Below are 16,517 nucleotides of genomic sequence, written 5' to 3' on the forward strand. Positions count from 1 at the left end.
GCGCCGGCTGTTGGTCGGTACTCGTTGGGAACAAGGGGGCTGTGGGATGCCGGCCAACGGCCGGCACTACCGGCGGTGCGCACCAGCGTGATCCTCACCGGCTCTTTCCCCGGCAACGGCCACGCTGCCGGCGACCTACGCCTGGAGCCGCCCATGTCCACCCCGACCACCCCCGACCGCATCGAACGCGCCGCCCGCTGGCTCGGCCGGCAGACCCATGACCTGGACGCCGTCGCCCGCCGCGTCATCGGCCGACGCGCCGTCATCGACGACCCCAACCAACGCCTCCAGGAGCAGTCCACCTTCGGCGAGCGCCTCGCCGACCAGGTGGCCAGCTTCGGCGGCTCCTGGAAGTTCATCCTCCTCTTCGCCGCCGCGCTGCTCGTCTGGGTCGTGCTCAACAGCGAGGTCCTCGGCAGGACCGCCTTCGATCCCTACCCCTATATTTTCCTCAACCTGATGCTGTCCATGCTGGCCGCCATCCAGGCCCCGGTCATCATGATGAGCCAGAACCGCCAGGCCATGAAGGACCGCCAGATGGCCGCCTACGACTATGAAGTGAACCTCAAGGCCGAACTGGAAATCATGTCGCTGCACGAGAAAGTGGACACCGTCAGCCACGACACCCTCCTGCAGATCCTGCAGCAGCAGCAACGCCAGATCGACCTCCTCAGCGAACTGGTCGCCCGCCACCGACCCGCCCCGCCCGCGCCCTGAGCGCCCACACGCCACCGTCTCAGTGCAGGCGCAACCAACCCTGCCACAGCCCCCACACCGCCATCATCGCGCCGGCCAGCACCGCCACCGCGATCGCCCGCTCCACCGGCGTGAACACCGCCTGCCCATGCTGCCGCTTGGCCAACGCAAACAGGGCCATCCCCGGCGCGTACAGCAGCGCCGACAGCAGCACCTGCGCCACGCCACCGGCATACACCAGCCACACCGCATACGCGGTGGCCAGGATTGCCACCGCCAGGTCGCGCTTGCGCGGTACCCGCGACGCGCCCTCGCCGTCGCCCCGCCAGGCCACCTGCACACCGTAGGCCGCCGAGAACAGGTACGGCACCAGCGCCATCGATGCGCCCAGCAGCACCAGGCTGGTGTACGTGCTGGCACTGAACAGGGTGACCAGCAGGAACCCCTGGATCAGCCCGTTGGTGAGCCACAACGCGTTGGCCGGCACGTCGTTGGCGTTCTGCCGCGCCAGGAAGGCCGGCATGGTGCCGTCGCCGGCGGCCGCGTGCAGCACCTCGGCACACAGCAGCACCCAGGCCAGCAGCGCGCCCAGCACCGACACCACCATGCCGATGATGATCAGGCGCGCGCCCCATGGCCCGACGATGGCCTCCAGCACGTACGCCATCGACGGGTTGTGCAGCTGCGCCAGCTGCGGCTGGGCCACCACCCCCATCGACAGCAGGTTGACCAGCATCAACAACGCCAGCACGCACAGGAACCCGATCACCGTGGCGCGGCCCACATCGGCGCGCTGCCGTGCGCGCCGCGAATACACGCTGGCGCCTTCGATGCCGATGAACACCCACACGGTGATCAGCATCATCCCGCGCACCTGCGTGCCCACGCTGCCCAGCGACACATCGCCCCAGAACCGGCTGCTGAACACCTCCAGCCGGAACCCGATGGCCGCGATCAGCAGGAACACCACGATCGGCACGATCTTGGCCACCGTCACCACCGCATTGATCAACGCGGCCTGGCCGATCCCGCGCAGCACCATCGCGTGCATCGCCCACAGCAGCACCGACGCACCGGCCACCGCCTGCCAGGTATTGCCATCGCCGAAGGCCGGCACCACGTAGCCCAGGCCGCTGAAGATCAGCACGAAGAAGCTCACGTTGCCCAGCAGCGAACATACCCAGTAGCCCCACGCCGAGGAGAACCCGATGTAGTCGCCGAAGCCGGCCTTGGCATAGGCATAGATGCCGGTATCCAGCTGCGGACGACGGTTGGCCAGGTTCTGGAAGACGAAGGCCAGCATCAACATGCCCAGGCCGCTGATGGCCCAGCCGATCAACGCCGCGCCAGGCCCGGCGCTGCGCGCGATGTTCTGCGGCAGCGAGAAGATCCCCGCGCCCACCATCGAGCCGACCACCAGCGCGGTCAGGGCGGGCAGGCCGAGCTTGTCGGAGGGAGCGCTCATGCGGAGGTCCTGGCAAGGCACACGGGTGGAGGCAAGCGTAACCGCTGCGCACGCGGTGCCGTTCACGCACGCAACCGACGAAGCGTGACCGCGTACGCGGGCGCCGCGAAGGCCGGTGATAGCATGCGCGGGCCGCCTGCTGCCTGGATCCCGATTCGTCATGGCCCCACCGAACCGCCTCGCCTTCCTGGATGCCCTGCGTGGGCTCGCCGCCGTCTATGTGGTGCTGTTCCACGTGATGGCCATGCCGGCGCCGGCGCTGGCCACGGGGTCGATCCTGGGCGCGGTGTTGGCGATGGGCGGCAGTGGGGTGGCACTGTTCTTCGTGATCAGCGCGTTCTCACTGGCCTACACGATGCCCCGCCATGCGCGCACGCCGCGCCCGCTGCTGAGCTTCTACCTGCATCGGGTGTTCCGCATCGCGCCGCTGTTCTTCGTGCTGCTGGCCTTCTCGCTGTGGCGCGATGGCCGTGGCAGCCATGCCGGGCACCCGTGGCCGGAGATCCTGGCCAACCTCACCTTTACCTTCAACCTGTTCAAGGGCTGGGAAGCCGGCATCGTGTGGGCCAGTTGGGCCATTGGCGTGGAGATGCTGTTCTACGCGGTGTTCCCGCTGTTGTTCGGCCTCATCACCCGTCCGCTGCACGCGTGGCTGGCGGCGATCGCGGGCACCGCCGCCGCCCTGCTGGCCGGCGCGGGCGTGTTCGGCGCGCCCGGGCTGGCAGCGGTGGGCGATTACGGCCTGCTGCGCCACCTGCCGGTGTTCCTGTACGGCATCCTGGCCTATCACGTGTTCATGGCGCTGCCCTCGCTGTCCCCCGGCGCGGCACGACGCCGCTGCCTGTTCGCGCTGCTGGCGGGCGTGGCCGGGCTGGCCGCGCTCACCCTGGCCAGCGCACGGGGGTGGCTGGCCCCGGGCATCGGCTGGATGCTGGCCGGTGCCGGTTACGCGGTGGTGTTGATCGGCCTGTCGCGGTTCCCGCTGCGTGCGGTGGTCAACCGCGTGACCAGCTGGCTGGGCCAGGTGAGCTACTCGCTGTACCTGGCCCACCCCATCGTGGTGGCCGTGCTGATGCCGGTGTTCCGGCGCATCCAGGCGCACATCGCGCAGCCGGACCTGGCCTACCTGGCGTGCGCGGCACTCACCCTGGCCGTGGCGATTCCGCTGGCCTACCTGGGCTATCGCTTCGTCGAGGTGCCCGGCATCCGGGCCGGCCATCGCCTGCTGGCCGCCCTCAACGGCGACCGCGTCGCGGCCACCGCCCAGCGCGTGCGCTGAGCGGGGCGTTCGGGGCGGCGCCGGCGTAGCGCCGACGGCCCAGCGGCAGTCAGAAGGTCTGCCAGTCGTCGCCGGCCAGCGCCGGCTCGCGCGCGGCACTGCGCACGCTGGAGCCTGCCTGCCGGGCCGGGGCCCGTGCACGCGGGGCCGCCGCTGCGGCGCTGCTGTCGGTGCGGAAGATCGCCACCGCAGTGCCCAGGTGCTGGGCCTGCTCTTCCATGGCGCGCGCGGCGGCGGTGGCTTCTTCCACCAGCGCGGCGTTCTGCTGGGTGGTTTCGTCCATCTGGGTGATGGTCTGGTTGACCTGCTCGATGCCGGCCGACTGTTCCTTCGACGCGGCCGAGATCTCGGCCATGATGTCGTTGACGCGGCGCACGCCGCTGACGATGTCTTCCATGGTGCGGCCGGCGGTCTGGACCAGCGCCGAGCCCTCGGTGACCTGGCCGACCGAGTCGTCGATCAACGCCTTGATCTCCTTGGCGGCCCCGGCCGAACGCTGCGCCAGCGCGCGCACTTCCGAGGCGACCACGGCAAAGCCGCGGCCCTGCTCGCCGGCACGCGCCGCTTCCACGGCCGCGTTGAGCGCCAGGATGTTGGTCTGGAAGGCGATGCCGTCGATGACCGAGATGATCTCGGCGATGCGCTTGGACGAGGCCTCGATCCCGGCCATCGTGGTCACCACCTTGCCCACCACCTCGCCACCGCGCGAGGCCACGTCGGCCGCGTTGGCGGCCAGCGTGTTGGCCTGCACGGCGTGGTCGGCGTTCTGGCGCACGGTGGAGGTCAGCTCCTCCATCGAGGCGGCCGTTTCCTCCAGGCTCGCCGCCTGCTGCTCGGTGCGGCGCGACAGGTCGCTGTTGCCCGAGGCGATCTCGCCGGCGGCCAGGTTGATGCTGGCGGTGGCCTGCTGGATGCGGCCGACGATGTCGGTCAGCTGGGTGACGGTGGTATCGGCATCGTCGCGCATCTGCGCGAACACGCCGTGGAACTGGCCGTGCATGCGCGCGGTGAGGTCGCCGGCGGCGATTGCGCGCAGCAGGGCGGAAATCTGCTGCAGGTTGTCATCGCTGACCTGCATCATGGTGTTGAGGTTTTCCACCATGCCGCGGAAATCGTGGTCGAAGCGCACCTCGTCGCCGCGCTGGCTGAAGTCGCCCAGGGCCGCGGCACTGGCCAGGTCGCGGATCTGGTTGTTGATCGCGCGCAGGTTGTCGCGGGTGGTGTCCATCGCCTCGGTGAAGCGCGCCTGCTCGCCGGGCAGGCGATCCATGTCCTGGGACAGGTCGCCGACCGCATAGCGCTGCATCACCTCGACCAGGCGACGGGTCACCGCGATGTTGGCGCCGACCAGCTGGTTGGTGTCGGCCACCATGCGGCCGTACTCGCCGGGGAAGGCCTGCGCGTCCATCCGGTAGCTCAGCTCGCCGGCGTCATGGCGCTGGGCCATTTCGCCCTGGGCCGCCATCACCGCCTTGAGCTGGCTGCGCATGCGCTGCATGGCCTCGAGCAGGCGCCCCACTTCGTCATTGCGCACCGGCGGCAACACCGTGTCCAGGCGGCCTTCGGCAACGTCGGCCGACAGGCGCACCGCATCGGCAAGCGGACGGATGGCCTGGCGGCGCAGCAGCACGTAGACGCTGCCGCTGAGCACCAGCGCCGCGCCCAGGCCAACGGCCAGGATGATCCACAGCAGCGCACGCGCCTGCGCGGTGATCAGCGCATGGGGCACCACCACGCCCAGCGCGAACCGTTCCTGGCTGCCGCCGATCCGCAGCGGGACATAGGCTTTCACATTGCCGGCCGCATCCACGCTGAAGTCTTCGTAGGGCTTGTCGGCGCCCACTGCGGCCAGGATCTGGCGGGTGGCGGCATCGTCGCGACGCTTGCCGATCTCCTTGGCATCCTGCGCCGCCAGGACGATGCCACCCGGAGAAATCAGTTCGACGTGGCCTTCGCCCATCGGGCGCAGCGCCGCCAGGCGCTCCTGCAATGCCGCCAGGCCGAAGTCGACGGTGACCGCACCGAGGAAGGTGTCCTTGTCCAGCACCGGGGTGGACAGGGTGGTCATCAGCACCTGCTTGCCGGCGATCTCGTAGTTGTAGGGCTCGGCCACGGTCTGGCGCTTGAGCGCGCGCGGGCGCAGGTACCAGTCGCCATCGCCGGGCACGTCGTAGCCCTTCAGCGCGTCCTGCACCGGCGTACCGTCCTGCCAGGACCAGTAGCTCATGAAGCGGCCGGTAGCATCGTGCGCTTCGGCGTCCACGTACTCGCTGTCCTTGCCATCGAACGCCTGCGGTTCCCACAGCGTGCCCAGGCCCACCCATTCCGGGTGCGAGCGCAGCTGCTGCTGCAGCACCTGGGCAGCGGTGGCGCGGGTCAGCGTGCCGCTGGCGTGCTGTACCACCAGGCTGTCGGCCAGCGCCTGGCTGATGGAGAACGCGGCGGCCAGGTCGGCACCGACCCGGCGCGATTCGGCATTGGCCTCGCTCTGCATGGTCTGCCGCGAGGCCTGGATCAGCGCCTGGCTGGCTTCGCGATAGCTGATGGCGGCCGTCACGCCGAAGCAGAGCATGGCAATCAGCGCGGTGCCCAGCATCAGCCGGTTGGCGATGCTGCCGGGACGCGGGGAGGAAGTCGGGCGGGAGGCAGGCATGGAGGGCGGTTCCGGGAAAAAGGTCGGATCAGCGGTCGCCCCAGGGGGCGCCACTACGGCTTCGCGCAGTCCATTGCGGTCCGGGTGGCGCGGTGCAACTCACGGCCAGCCCTTGCCCCGATCGCAGGAATCGGGGCCTTGAGCTGGATAACGGCGCTGGCACGCCGATGTTGAGTCGCGTTTCCTGACCCTGTTCAGTGTTCGCCGGGGCGCGCGGCGGCGTGCCCGGTCGAACGCCCCACCCGTTCGACCAGGGTCTGGCTGGCCGCGTTGAGCCCGCGCACCTCCACCTCGGCCCCATGCGCACGCAGTTTGTCGACCACCCGCTCCAGCGCCGCCACCGCGCTCAGGTCCCAGAAGTGCGCGTGGGTCAGGTCGATCAGCACCCGCGCCGGCACGTGCAGCAGGTCCACGCTGGCCGCGAACTGCCCGGCCGAGGCGAAGAACACCTGGCCGCGCACCGTGTACACGCGGGTGCCGTCCTCGGCGGTCGCCTCCTCCACCTGCAGCATCCGGCCCACCTTGCGCGCGAAGAACAGCGCCGACAGCAGCACCCCGGTCAGCACGCCCTTGGCCAGGTCGTGGGTGGCCACGGTCACCACCACGGTGGCGATCATCACCACCGAGGAGCTCTTCGGGTGCTGGCGCAGCTCCTGGAACGAGCGCCAGTGGAAGGTGCCGATGCTGACCATGACCATCACCGCCACCAGCGCGGCCATCGGAATCTGCCGCACCCAGTCCGCGCCGTACACCACCAGCAACAGCAGCAGCACGCCGGCCACCAAGCAGGACAGGCGCCCGCGCCCGCCGGACGACACGTTGATCACCGACTGCCCGATCATCGCGCAGCCGCCCATGCCGCCAAACAACCCGGCGGTGATGTTGGCCAGGCCCTGGCCGGCGCACTCGCGATTGCGCTGGCTGGGCGTGTCGGTCATGTCCTCCACGATCTGCGCGGTCATCATCGACTCCAGCAGGCCCACCACCGCCAGCGTGGCCGAGACCGGCAGCAGCAGGCGCAGGGTGTCCCAGGTAAGCGGCACGTCCGGGAACAGGAACACCGGCAGGCTGTCGGGCAGCGCGCCCATGTCGCCCACGGTGCGCACGTCCCAGTGCAGGCCGATCGACAGCGCGGTGAGCACCACGATGGCCACCAGCGGCGAGGGCACCGCGCGGGTCACCCGCGGCAGCAGGTAGATGATGGCCAGGCCGGCGGCGCACACCGCCCAGACGTGCCAGGAGCGCCCGATCAGCTCGGGCATCTGCGCCAGGAAGATCAGGATCGCCAGCGCATTGACGAAGCCGGTGATGACCGATCGCGAGACGAAGCGCATCAGCACCCCCAATTTCAGCGCGCCGGCCAGCACCTGCAGCGCCCCGGCCAGGATCGTGGCGGCCAGCAGGTACTGCAGGCCGTGGTCCTTCACCAGGTCGACCATCACCAGCGCCATCGCCCCGGTCGCCGCCGAGATCATGCCCGGCCGGCCACCGGCAATGGCCGTCACCACCGCGATGCAGAACGAGGCATACAGCCCCACCTTCGGGTCCACCCCGGCGATGATCGAGAACGCGATCGCCTCGGGAATGAGGGCCAGCGCGACCACCGTACCGGACAGCAGGTCACCGCGGATGTTGCCGAGCCATTGTTGGCGCAGCGGATAGGAAACAGACATGGACAGCTCCACGCGCCGGCGATGCGCGCGGCACGATGTGATGAAGACGAGGTACTCCCTGGACCCGGCAATGGCGCGGGCGCGTGGTCAACGCGGTATCAGGGCGGGGTCATCACAGTCCAGCAGGTGGGCGGAAGCGGCGCGCAGGATAGCGTAGTGGGCGACGAGGCTCAACGCGGGCGGGGTGGCGGGCGCGGGGCTGCGCGCATCGTGAATGCTTCAGGCTCGTCGCCTGCAGCCGTCTTCACAGTCATTGCGCAGCACGCGCGGGAGAGTAGCCTGAAACGAAAGGTGGCAAGGAAGGCGCATGTGGGACAGAAGCAGCGATGGTGATCGTGTGGCCCTGATCGAGGCGTTGAACGTGATGGACCCGGCGTTGGGGCGTGCGCTGGATCCCATCACCGAGCTGGCCGCGTTCACCTTCGATGTGCCCATCGCGCTGATCTCCATCGTCGATGCGGACAGCCAGCGCTTCATCTCGCGCAAGGGGCTGGCGCTGGAGCGCACCGACCGGCAGGTGTCGATCTGCTCCTGGGCCATCGCCTCGGACCAGGTGATGCAGGTGGCCGACCTGCGCGAAGACCCGCGCTTTGCCTGCAACCCGCTGGTCGCCGGCCCGGAGCAGCTGCGTTTCTATGCCGGCGCTCCGCTGATCACCCGCACCGGCGTGGCGCTGGGCACGCTGTGCCTGATGGGGCGCGAGCCTCGGCTGCTGTCCCCGCTGGAGGTGCAGCAGCTGCAGACCCTGGCGCGCGTGGTCATGGCGCAGATGGAACTGACCATGTCGCTGGGTCGCCGCGAACAGGTCACCGGCCTGCCCAACCGCCAGCAGTTCCAGGCCGACCTGGATCTTTTGGCACGGCGCGCACAGGGCAGCGGCTACACCGCAGTGCTGCTGGACGTGCTCGATGCCCACAGTGCCAACGATGCCGGCCAGGCATTGGGCATGAAGCCGGTGGAAGCGCTGCTCAGGCAGTCCTCGCTGCGCGTGCAGAGCGTGCTGCAGGACCAGGCGCAGGTGTACCACGTGGGCGTGAGCCGGTTCGCCTTCTTCCTGCCCGGGCAGGACCGTGCGCAGGTGGAGGCGTTGCTGGAGCGCCTGCGCGAGCGCATGCACCGGCCGCTGATGGCCGGCAGCGTGCCGATGTCCCCGCAGTTCCACGCCGGTGTCTGCGCGTTCAAGCCGGTGGCCAGCGAGACCAACGACCTGGTGCGCAAATGCCTGGTGGCCATGCAGCACGCGGTGCAGACCGACGCCTGCCTGTGCTGGTATTCGGAGGAGCGCGACGCGCGCCTGCGGCGGCGCTACCGGTTGGCCTCCGACGCCTCGCGCGGCCTGGCCCAGCATCAATTCAGCCTGGTCTACCAACCGCGTTTCAGCCTGCACGATGGCCTGCCGGTGGCCGCCGAAGCGCTGCTGCGCTGGGTCCACCCGATGCTGGGGCCGGTGAGTCCGGCCGAGTTCATCCCGGTATTGGAACGCACCGCGTGGATGCCCGCACTGAGCCGCTGGGTGGTGGACCACGCGCTGACCCAGCTGGCGCTGTGGCAACACACGCTGCCCGGGTTCGGCCTGTCGGTGAACCTGTCCCCGCGCGACTTCGACGATCCCCACCTGTGGGACATGCTGTCGGCGCGGCTGCAGGCCCATGGCCTGGCCCCATCGTTGCTGGAAGTGGAGATCACCGAGGGCGAGTGGCTGCAGGGCCATCCCGGCGCGCTGCCGCAATTGCGGTCGATCGCCGCGGCGGGAGTGCGCATCGCCATCGACGACTTCGGCAGCGGCTACAGCAACTTCGGCTACCTCAGCGAGGTGCCCATCGCCCTGATCAAGATCGACCGCAGCCTGGTCACCGGGCTGGCCCGCTCGCGCACGTCGCGGCTGAAGGTGGAGGCCATCATCAAACTGGCCCGGCAGCTGGGCTACCGCACCGTGGCCGAGGGCGTGGAGTCCGAAGCGGAGTTGTCGCTGCTGCGGCTGTGGGGCTGTGACGAGGCGCAGGGCTATCACCTGGCCCCGCCGATGGCCGCCGAGGCCGCCACCCTGCTGGTGGCCGCCTGCCGCGCCGGTGCGCTGGGTGAAGACTCGGCCTGATCGATGCAGGCGGCGTTCCTCACGCCGCACGCGCATTAATTCACCACCCCTTGATAGCACGCAGGACTACGCTCGGCGTGCACTGTCCAGGGAGCGATGCAATGCCCAATACCGGACTGTTCTACCTGCTAGAGGTGGCCGGCGACGCCGACGGCGAAGACCCGTACACCTTTGCGCGGCTGCGCCTGGTGCGCGCCGACTGCCTGCTCTGCCACACCCTGCTCAACGCCTCCACCGCGCCCGCACTGGTCAACGTGGCCCATGGCGGGGCCGTGCTCACCTGCACGCACTGCGGCAACCGCCAGGCGATCTCCGGCGCGCGTTTTTCCGACTTCGCACGGCGGGTGCAGCGGGGGTTGATCCCGCCGCGCAATCTCGAGCTGCCCGCCGCTGCCCTGGGCCTGTCAGACCCGCCGCCGTCTACGGACGCCACACGCTGAAGTCGCCACCCGCCTCCACCGCGACCAGCACGAACTGCTGCCGCCAGTCGACCAGCATCAAGCCGAAGGCCGCGTGCAGCTCGGCGAAGACAGTGGACAGCTGCATGTCATCGCCGTCCAGCGTGGCCCCCAGCGCACGCACCCCCGTCGCATCGGCCAGTCCATGCAACTGCACATCCGACGCTGGCTGGATGGTGAAACCGTCCACCACCTGCCCCAGCGCCTGCGCGCTGGTGGTCAGGATTGGCGCCGGCCCGGGCAGCGTGGCGAAGGCATCGGCCAGGCGCTGCACCGCGCCCGGGCCGGGCACCAGCAGCGGTCGCGCGAGGTGGCGCACGTGGATGTCCGACCAGCCCTGCGGCAGCCGGTGCGCCTGTTCGAACGCCTTGTACGCCGACAGCGCGCGCTGCACCTCCGGCAGCGCGGCCGCCGGCCAGAATTCCAGCTGGCACCACTCGTCTTCGTGGAAGGCCGGCACGCCCTCGGCGGTGGCCGGATCGGCGGCGCCGAACGTGAGCAGATCGCCGGCGAGGGTCGGCATCGAGTAAAGGATCTGCGCGGGGTCCTGCGCCAGCGGCGGGGTGTCGCTGCGTGCGCCCAGTGAAGCCTTGATCCGGTCCATCCAACCCATGTGCGACCTCCGCGATGTGTAGCCCGTCCAGGGCGGTGTACTGGCACGCCGCAGGCAGACCGGGGGGCCGCGACACTACGCAGCCTCCGTGTTCAGGTGAGATGCTGGAGTGAAGACCCGTGGCCCGGCACGGACCGGCTGCCGGCCCCCGCCGGGCGCCCGCGGATGTGCGATGCTGCGCGCAATCACCACGGAGAAACCGCAATGGCCAAGGGCATGGACAGCAAGAAGGAGCAGAAGAAGAAGCCTGCCAAGACCGCCAAGGAAAAGAAGGCGGAGAAGAACGAGAAGAAGGCCACCCGCGGGTTTGCGCCGAGCTGAGGGGCGGCGGTCGGATGCCGGTCGCCCGGCATCCGACAGGGCCGGGCGCGGGATTGACGCAGGCCAAGCGGACGACCGGCTCGCAGGCCGGTCGATGTCCACCTTCGTGCAGTGAAGCGGCGCGGCCAGACCCGTCGTGGTTCGGCTTGAGGCAGCGTGTCGATTCGCGCGCTCCTCGAACGTCGATACAGGCAAGCCCTGCATTGCCTGCCGGAGACCGCACATGCGCCCCACCCTCACCGCCTTTGAATGCTCCCCCGACCGCGGCCAGGGCCTGGCCCGCGACATGCGCGTGCGTTGGGCGCTGGAGGAACTCGGCCAGCCCTACGACGTGCGCCCGGTGTCCTTCGCCGCGATGAAACAGCCGCCGCACCTGGCGCGGAGTCCATTCGGGCAGATCCCCACTTACGAAGCGGGTGACCAGGTGCTGTTCGAATCCGGCGCGATCGTGCTGCACCTGGCCGAGCGATATCCCGGCCTGCTGCCCGCCGATGCCGATGCACGCATGCGCGCCATTACCTGGATGTTCGCCGCGCTCAACACCGTCGAACCGCCGATCGTGGAACGCTCGATGGCCGTGCTCTTCGAGCGCGACCAGCCGTGGTACGCACAGCGCCTGGAGGCGCTGGATGCCCGCGTGCAGCAACGGCTAGCCCAGCTCGCCGCGCGGTTGGGCGATGACCCGTGGCTGGATGGCGGCTTCAGCGCCGGCGACCTGCTGATGGTGTCGGTGCTGCTGCGCCTGGGCAGCAGCGGGATGGTGGACGCGCATCCGACGCTGGCCGCGTATGTGGCGCGCGCGACGGCGCGGCCAGGGTATCAGCGGGCGTTTGCGGCGCAGTTGGCGGCGTATGAGCGGGGGCGGGATGGGGCGTAGCCATCGCAAAAGCGCGGGTGTCTGGCGGGAAAGGTAATGTACATTTGGGCCGACCGCATGAAGTGGTCGATGATTGCCTGACAGGAGACGTCCATGAAACTTCCGTTGTTGAGCACGACGTTGTCGGTGTTGTGGCTGGTTGCGGGAGGTGTATCGACAGATGCACACGCGGCACCAACGTCTGCTTCAGCCACCGTTGTCGCAAAGAACACCTATCAACCTGGTTCCGCTGAATCCAGCTACATCACCGTCTGGATCGAACGCAATTCACCGGCTTATGCGCCAGTGCGGCGCCTCGGGAAGATCACGATCCAGCACACCTACGGTGATTCCGGACGCGCAGGTCGCTCTGGAATGGATGGGACCCCTGCTCCCTTGCCGACGCATGGCAGCGAAGGCGAAGAAGTAACGATCACCAGCCGCCATCCTGATGGCCCCACCGAGACGTGGGGATACACCTGGCAGGAAGGGGGCTGGAAACTCGGTGAGTATCATTTCAAAGGCGCCACTGAGACAAGCCAACCTCCTGTTGGGGGTTGATCCCTGTTCGATCTGTGAAACGGCCGCCCTTGAGCGGCCGTTTCATTTCCTTACACAGATTCGCGCCGACTATCGCGTCAGGGGCATTGTCATGCACGTCATGTGTGTTTGTTGGCCTTGCGCAACGCTCTCGCCAATCACCGTGGCACTAGCAGGGCACGGCGGACGAGCGGCATGGGCCTACGCCGCCACAGCTCCCAACCAACTCGGGTGCAGGACTCAATCCACGCGTGGTGCAAACACTGATCGCGTGCTGCGTCCATGACCTCGCGGTTGTGAAACCACCGCGCAACGCTGGATTTTTGCAATATTTTTTCCAAACTCACAAAAAAGGCACCAGGGCGCAAACCCAAGTGCCTGTTTTACATGGTGGCCCACCAGCAATCGAATTCCCCACTTAAGTATTTGTTTTATATGCAATACACGATTGATCCCAGCAAAACGTGACTCGCAATTTGACTCACTTCTTGAAGGGCTGGGGCCGGGCTATAAGTGAACCTATGACGATCAGTAAGGCGAATGTAAAGCCGAGCTCGCCAGCCTCTGCGCATCAGAGCTCGGCTCAATGGCATTCCAAGCTCCTTACTCGTTTCCTAGCTTGCCATAACCGCTGTCCATCAGACTTGGCGGTCTTCGCCGTAGAGAGAACGTACCCCCATGCCTGATCTGAGTGCTTTTCTCGAAGAGCGACTGGAAGAGCTCACGACCAAGCATCAAATTGATCCCTTCTCCCGAGAATTCTTATTCGGGAGCGACGAGTTGTGCACTCGCCTACGAAACCAGCCAACTATCCTTGGCCCCAATGGTCAGGTGACGTTGCTCAGCGCCATGCTGAGGTACGCCTTGGATGACGCGAAGAGGGCCAACCTATTCTTTAGCCCTTACCACCTTGGGAGCTTGAAGCAAATTCCGCAAGCCCGACTCACTATTGTCGACCTGGCGAAAAAGGTAAGAAAGGAAAAACACGAAAGAACCCCGGCGCCAAAGCGCACTTGGGCAGATTGGAACGCTGACCCGGAATCCCTGAAGAAGGAGTTCGAGAGCATCACCGATGCTCTAAAAGGAATTACCGGCAGGACGGCGGGCAAGTACGAGGACAAGCAGAACACGCTACGAGTGATCTACCTCATCGACAGGATGATGGCCGATCCGAGCATCGCAATCGAAGGACGAAGCAAGCGATTTCTTACGTTTATAAAGACTCCGACTCGGTTTTCGTTCGAAGCGCGCGGCGCGTATCCCATCGCGGAAAGTGAAGACAACACCTTCCTTCTGAACGATCTAAAGGAATACTTTGGAGTCGAGATAGACTACGAAAAAAAGGACAAGATCGACTCGGTCTTCTATTCGCTGATTGATCGCATAAGCGCCATTCGAGCGCACCTGGACGAGGTTGCGTACTCGTCAGGCAGACTTCGAATCCCAGATCGCTACAAATCACTCCGCGCAGCAGTCGATGCTATTGCAGGCCCATCCGAGCCGGACCCGCGGCGTCAATCTGCTCGCCTGGATGAGGACCTGTATTTGCATCTGAACAGATTCGAATTCCTTCACTTTGCCGGTGCACACGCGGAAATCATAGAAAACGCCAAGCCACCGTCGCCGATCAAGCCGATCCAAAATGAAATGATTGTCGCGCTCAGCGCACTTGCAGCCGAAACCCGCAACTACTTTCACACGACCCAATACAATTTCCGGCTTGCCGATTTTGCTGACATAGCGAACGCGAGTTCTGGCCTGTTTCTGGACCTTCTTGACGCGTCTCTCGGCTTCCGACCGAGCAAGTCACATTACGTCCGGAGCATCTCTCTCGCCTATGAGTTGCTCTACCGCACCCGTGTTTTTGGCAGCGGCCTTCCATTGTCACGCGAGTCGGTCAAAATCAGTTTCCGTAACATGGTCAGCGCTTTGTGCGCCACGGCGCAGGCAGTCAAGTTCCCAACCCACTATCGGCCACGAGTATTCGGAGACGACAGCCAGGCCCGGTCGATCATCACTCCGCTCGAATCTCCCATCAAGTTCGATAGCAACAAGCCACCCAGGGAGATTCCGGAAGGCTATCTGCAGATCTGGCACAACCGCCGAGAGTGGGTGCAGGACGCGCTGGAAGGCGCGTACGAGATAGCGGAGCTCAAGTTCTCCCTGAGGACCTTACTTTGGACCAAGTTCGTCGAGTGCGTGCAACCCAATGACATTGCCGCGATCGAGGAAAACCTTTCGAGACTGGAAACACGCCTACGTGGCTTAAGTCCGACTGTTTAGAGAGCTGACGAGGCCTTCCGCCGTACCGCTCTAGGGGATAGTTGCGTGTCGGTCACACCAACCTCTCCGACCTGCATGGCCGGACAGGTCCGATGTCATCCAAAAAAGTCCGGACTTCGCGCCTCACTCCGGCGCTGACGATAGGCAACGCCAAGGCAATCACGCCTTGGCCCAATCCATCGTAAGGACGGAATTCATGCCTAATTTCAATCACTTGACTCCAAGCCGCCTGGGTAGCTCAACCTGCCAGGAACTCCACAACCAGCCGGATCTCCAGCATCTGGTGGTCGCTATGCAGACCATCCTCGATCAGCTTCACCCAGGCGATCTGGTGGCTTTCAAGCCTGTTCGCCGGGCGGTGCGCGCCAAGACAGCATATGGCATGACCGGCGATGGCAAGAGCCATTTTTGGGCGCGCCAGAATCCGAAGGATCCCGCTTGGGACCCCACGTTCCCCGCTTCGTTCAAGCTGGACGACTCGCCCCGCAGCGCGACGGTCTGGTTTGCAGATGAGATCGAAGCGTGGCTCGAGGCCCGCGCCAATGCTTCCCGCAAGCTCGCGCAGGCGGCGCCCAAGTACGGACGCTGGAAGCGCCCCTCGACCAAGGCTGACATCGACGTGGGGGTGACGCTGTGAGCCCCAATGTCATCCCCTCGACCGCACTCGAAGACAAGGCCACGCTTGCGCTCCAGGACAAGCTCGATCGTATCTTGGCGAAGGCGAAGCCCACCAAACGTGAGCTCATGCAGCAGCATTTCCGCGACCTCTACCCACGGATCGAGTCTCATCTCGCGAGTGGCAAGCTGCTGAAGGACGTTCTGGCGGCCTTCAACGAGCTGACCCAGGCCAAGGTCTGCGCTCGCACCTTCAACGACATGGTCGATCAGGAGCGTTCCCGTCGCGACGCCGCTAGCAATCCGGTTTGCTGTATCGCCTGTGGCCAGCCCTTGAACGCGGCGGCACGGCAGACCCAGGAAGCCGAGATCGACGGCTTCCTGCGTGAACCCACCGCTCCCTCTTCCAACGACCTGGAGTGACCGACATGTACATCATCAACCAAAGTCCCTATCCCATTCACGCCTTTCCGCCGCGCATCCAGCGTGCGGCCGAAGAGCTGGCCAAGAATGTCCAGGTCACCGATGTCATCGCCGGCACGGCTTGCTTGACGACGCTTTCGATTGCATTGAGCCCTCTGGTCGACTGGCGGCATCCCCTGTCCGGGCAGATCCGCCCTTGTGTCCTTTATCAAGCCATTGCGGCGAACTCGGGCGACCGAAAGTCGTCTGCTGAGTTGGTACTTTGTGGCCCCCTCTACGACCACGACATTGCAGCCATCGAACAGCAGGAGAAACAACAGGAGGCCTACGGACGGGCGAAAATGCGCTGGGACGTAGTTCGCAACCGGGTCCTTCGCCAGTACGCAAAGCTCGTAACCGCAGGTGACATCGAGAAGGCAGAAAATGCTCTCTCGGCCATTGAGGCTCAAGAGCCGACCAAGGTCACGGGACATCGCATCATTTACTCCGATGTGAATCGCCCAGGGTTTTGTAGACAGTCGTCAGCCGTTTAGTGCGTACTGCTTCT

Annotated in this window: 14 protein-coding genes; 10 read left to right on the forward strand and 4 right to left on the reverse strand. The window is 66.3% G+C overall.

Going from position 1 to position 16,517, the window contains the following annotated elements:
- The first annotated feature begins 153 nt into the window (after positions 1–153).
- A complete protein-coding gene (locus tag RSA25_RS15020) occupies positions 154–717 on the forward strand; it encodes a DUF1003 domain-containing protein (RefSeq protein ID WP_332809659.1) in 564 nt (187 codons plus the stop codon).
- 19 nt (positions 718–736) lie between these two features.
- Here RSA25_RS15020 and arcD read toward each other — a convergent pair whose 3' ends face one another.
- Entirely contained in the window at positions 737–2,161 is a 1,425-nt protein-coding gene (arcD, locus tag RSA25_RS15025; protein ID WP_332809660.1) for an arginine-ornithine antiporter, read from the reverse strand.
- A 160-nt stretch (positions 2,162–2,321) separates the two neighbouring features.
- Here arcD and RSA25_RS15030 point away from each other — a divergent pair, with 160 nt between their 5' ends.
- Positions 2,322–3,440, forward strand: a complete 1,119-nt coding sequence (locus tag RSA25_RS15030) for an acyltransferase (RefSeq protein WP_332809661.1) — start codon at positions 2,322–2,324, stop codon at positions 3,438–3,440.
- Positions 3,441–3,489: 49 nt separating this feature from the next.
- Here the strand turns inward: RSA25_RS15030 and RSA25_RS15035 are convergent, their stop codons facing one another.
- Positions 3,490–6,093, reverse strand: a complete 2,604-nt coding sequence (locus RSA25_RS15035; protein WP_332809662.1) for a methyl-accepting chemotaxis protein — start codon at positions 6,091–6,093, stop codon at positions 3,490–3,492.
- 194 nt (positions 6,094–6,287) lie between these two features.
- Entirely contained in the window at positions 6,288–7,766 is a 1,479-nt protein-coding gene (locus RSA25_RS15040; protein ID WP_332809663.1) for a SulP family inorganic anion transporter, read from the reverse strand.
- A 307-nt stretch (positions 7,767–8,073) separates the two neighbouring features.
- Here RSA25_RS15040 and RSA25_RS15045 point away from each other — a divergent pair, with 307 nt between their 5' ends.
- Both RSA25_RS15045 and RSA25_RS15050 read left to right on the forward strand, forming a co-directional pair.
- A complete protein-coding gene (locus tag RSA25_RS15045) occupies positions 8,074–9,861 on the forward strand; it encodes a sensor domain-containing phosphodiesterase (RefSeq protein WP_332809664.1) in 1,788 nt (595 codons plus the stop codon).
- A gap of 101 nt (positions 9,862–9,962) precedes the next feature.
- A complete protein-coding gene (locus tag RSA25_RS15050) occupies positions 9,963–10,301 on the forward strand; it encodes a hypothetical protein (RefSeq protein WP_332809665.1) in 339 nt (112 codons plus the stop codon).
- Here RSA25_RS15050 and RSA25_RS15055 read toward each other — a convergent pair.
- On the reverse strand, positions 10,282–10,932 hold the full coding sequence (locus RSA25_RS15055; RefSeq protein ID WP_332809666.1) for a hypothetical protein: 651 nt from the start codon (positions 10,930–10,932) through the stop codon (positions 10,282–10,284). The genes RSA25_RS15050 and RSA25_RS15055 overlap by 20 nt on opposite strands.
- A 544-nt stretch (positions 10,933–11,476) precedes the next feature.
- Here RSA25_RS15055 and RSA25_RS15060 point away from each other — a divergent pair.
- The 6 genes from RSA25_RS15060 to RSA25_RS15085 all read left to right on the forward strand — a co-directional run bounded on the left by RSA25_RS15060 (position 11,477) and on the right by RSA25_RS15085 (position 16,503).
- Positions 11,477–12,130 (forward strand): glutathione S-transferase family protein, encoded by a 654-nt coding sequence (locus tag RSA25_RS15060; RefSeq protein ID WP_332809667.1) that lies wholly within the window; start codon positions 11,477–11,479, stop codon positions 12,128–12,130.
- 93 nt (positions 12,131–12,223) lie between these two features.
- Positions 12,224–12,670 carry a hypothetical protein gene (locus RSA25_RS15065; protein ID WP_332809668.1) on the forward strand — a complete coding sequence of 149 codons (447 nt, stop codon included), beginning with the start codon at positions 12,224–12,226 and terminating at the stop codon, positions 12,668–12,670.
- Between the two features lie 657 nt (positions 12,671–13,327).
- On the forward strand, positions 13,328–14,932 hold the full coding sequence (locus RSA25_RS15070) for a hypothetical protein (RefSeq protein ID WP_332809669.1): 1,605 nt from the start codon (positions 13,328–13,330) through the stop codon (positions 14,930–14,932).
- Between the two features lie 196 nt (positions 14,933–15,128).
- Entirely contained in the window at positions 15,129–15,569 is a 441-nt protein-coding gene (locus RSA25_RS15075) for a hypothetical protein (RefSeq protein WP_332809670.1), read from the forward strand.
- A complete protein-coding gene (locus RSA25_RS15080) occupies positions 15,566–15,970 on the forward strand; it encodes a hypothetical protein (protein ID WP_332809671.1) in 405 nt (134 codons plus the stop codon). Before RSA25_RS15075 ends, RSA25_RS15080 begins: the two co-directional genes overlap by 4 nt.
- A 5-nt stretch (positions 15,971–15,975) precedes the next feature.
- Positions 15,976–16,503: a DUF3987 domain-containing protein gene (locus tag RSA25_RS15085; protein ID WP_332809672.1), complete on the forward strand. Its 528-nt coding sequence runs from the start codon at positions 15,976–15,978 to the stop codon at positions 16,501–16,503.
- Positions 16,504–16,517 lie beyond the last annotated feature (14 nt).

The sequence above is a fragment of the Stenotrophomonas sp. genome, from assembly GCF_036662295.1.
Lineage (GTDB): Bacteria > Pseudomonadota > Gammaproteobacteria > Xanthomonadales > Xanthomonadaceae > Stenotrophomonas.

Coding starts and splice junctions, on each gene's coding strand:
- RSA25_RS15020 (WP_332809659.1), top strand. CDS start 154: ATGTCCACCCCGACCACCCCCGACCGCATCGAACGCGCCGCCCGCTGG.
- arcD (WP_332809660.1), bottom strand. CDS start 2,161: ATGAGCGCTCCCTCCGACAAGCTCGGCCTGCCCGCCCTGACCGCGCTG.
- RSA25_RS15030 (WP_332809661.1), top strand. CDS start 2,322: ATGGCCCCACCGAACCGCCTCGCCTTCCTGGATGCCCTGCGTGGGCTC.
- RSA25_RS15035 (WP_332809662.1), bottom strand. CDS start 6,093: ATGCCTGCCTCCCGCCCGACTTCCTCCCCGCGTCCCGGCAGCATCGCC.
- RSA25_RS15040 (WP_332809663.1), bottom strand. CDS start 7,766: ATGTCTGTTTCCTATCCGCTGCGCCAACAATGGCTCGGCAACATCCGC.
- RSA25_RS15045 (WP_332809664.1), top strand. CDS start 8,074: ATGTGGGACAGAAGCAGCGATGGTGATCGTGTGGCCCTGATCGAGGCG.
- RSA25_RS15050 (WP_332809665.1), top strand. CDS start 9,963: ATGCCCAATACCGGACTGTTCTACCTGCTAGAGGTGGCCGGCGACGCC.
- RSA25_RS15055 (WP_332809666.1), bottom strand. CDS start 10,932: ATGGGTTGGATGGACCGGATCAAGGCTTCACTGGGCGCACGCAGCGAC.
- RSA25_RS15060 (WP_332809667.1), top strand. CDS start 11,477: ATGCGCCCCACCCTCACCGCCTTTGAATGCTCCCCCGACCGCGGCCAG.
- RSA25_RS15065 (WP_332809668.1), top strand. CDS start 12,224: ATGAAACTTCCGTTGTTGAGCACGACGTTGTCGGTGTTGTGGCTGGTT.
- RSA25_RS15070 (WP_332809669.1), top strand. CDS start 13,328: ATGCCTGATCTGAGTGCTTTTCTCGAAGAGCGACTGGAAGAGCTCACG.
- RSA25_RS15075 (WP_332809670.1), top strand. CDS start 15,129: ATGCCTAATTTCAATCACTTGACTCCAAGCCGCCTGGGTAGCTCAACC.
- RSA25_RS15085 (WP_332809672.1), top strand. CDS start 15,976: ATGTACATCATCAACCAAAGTCCCTATCCCATTCACGCCTTTCCGCCG.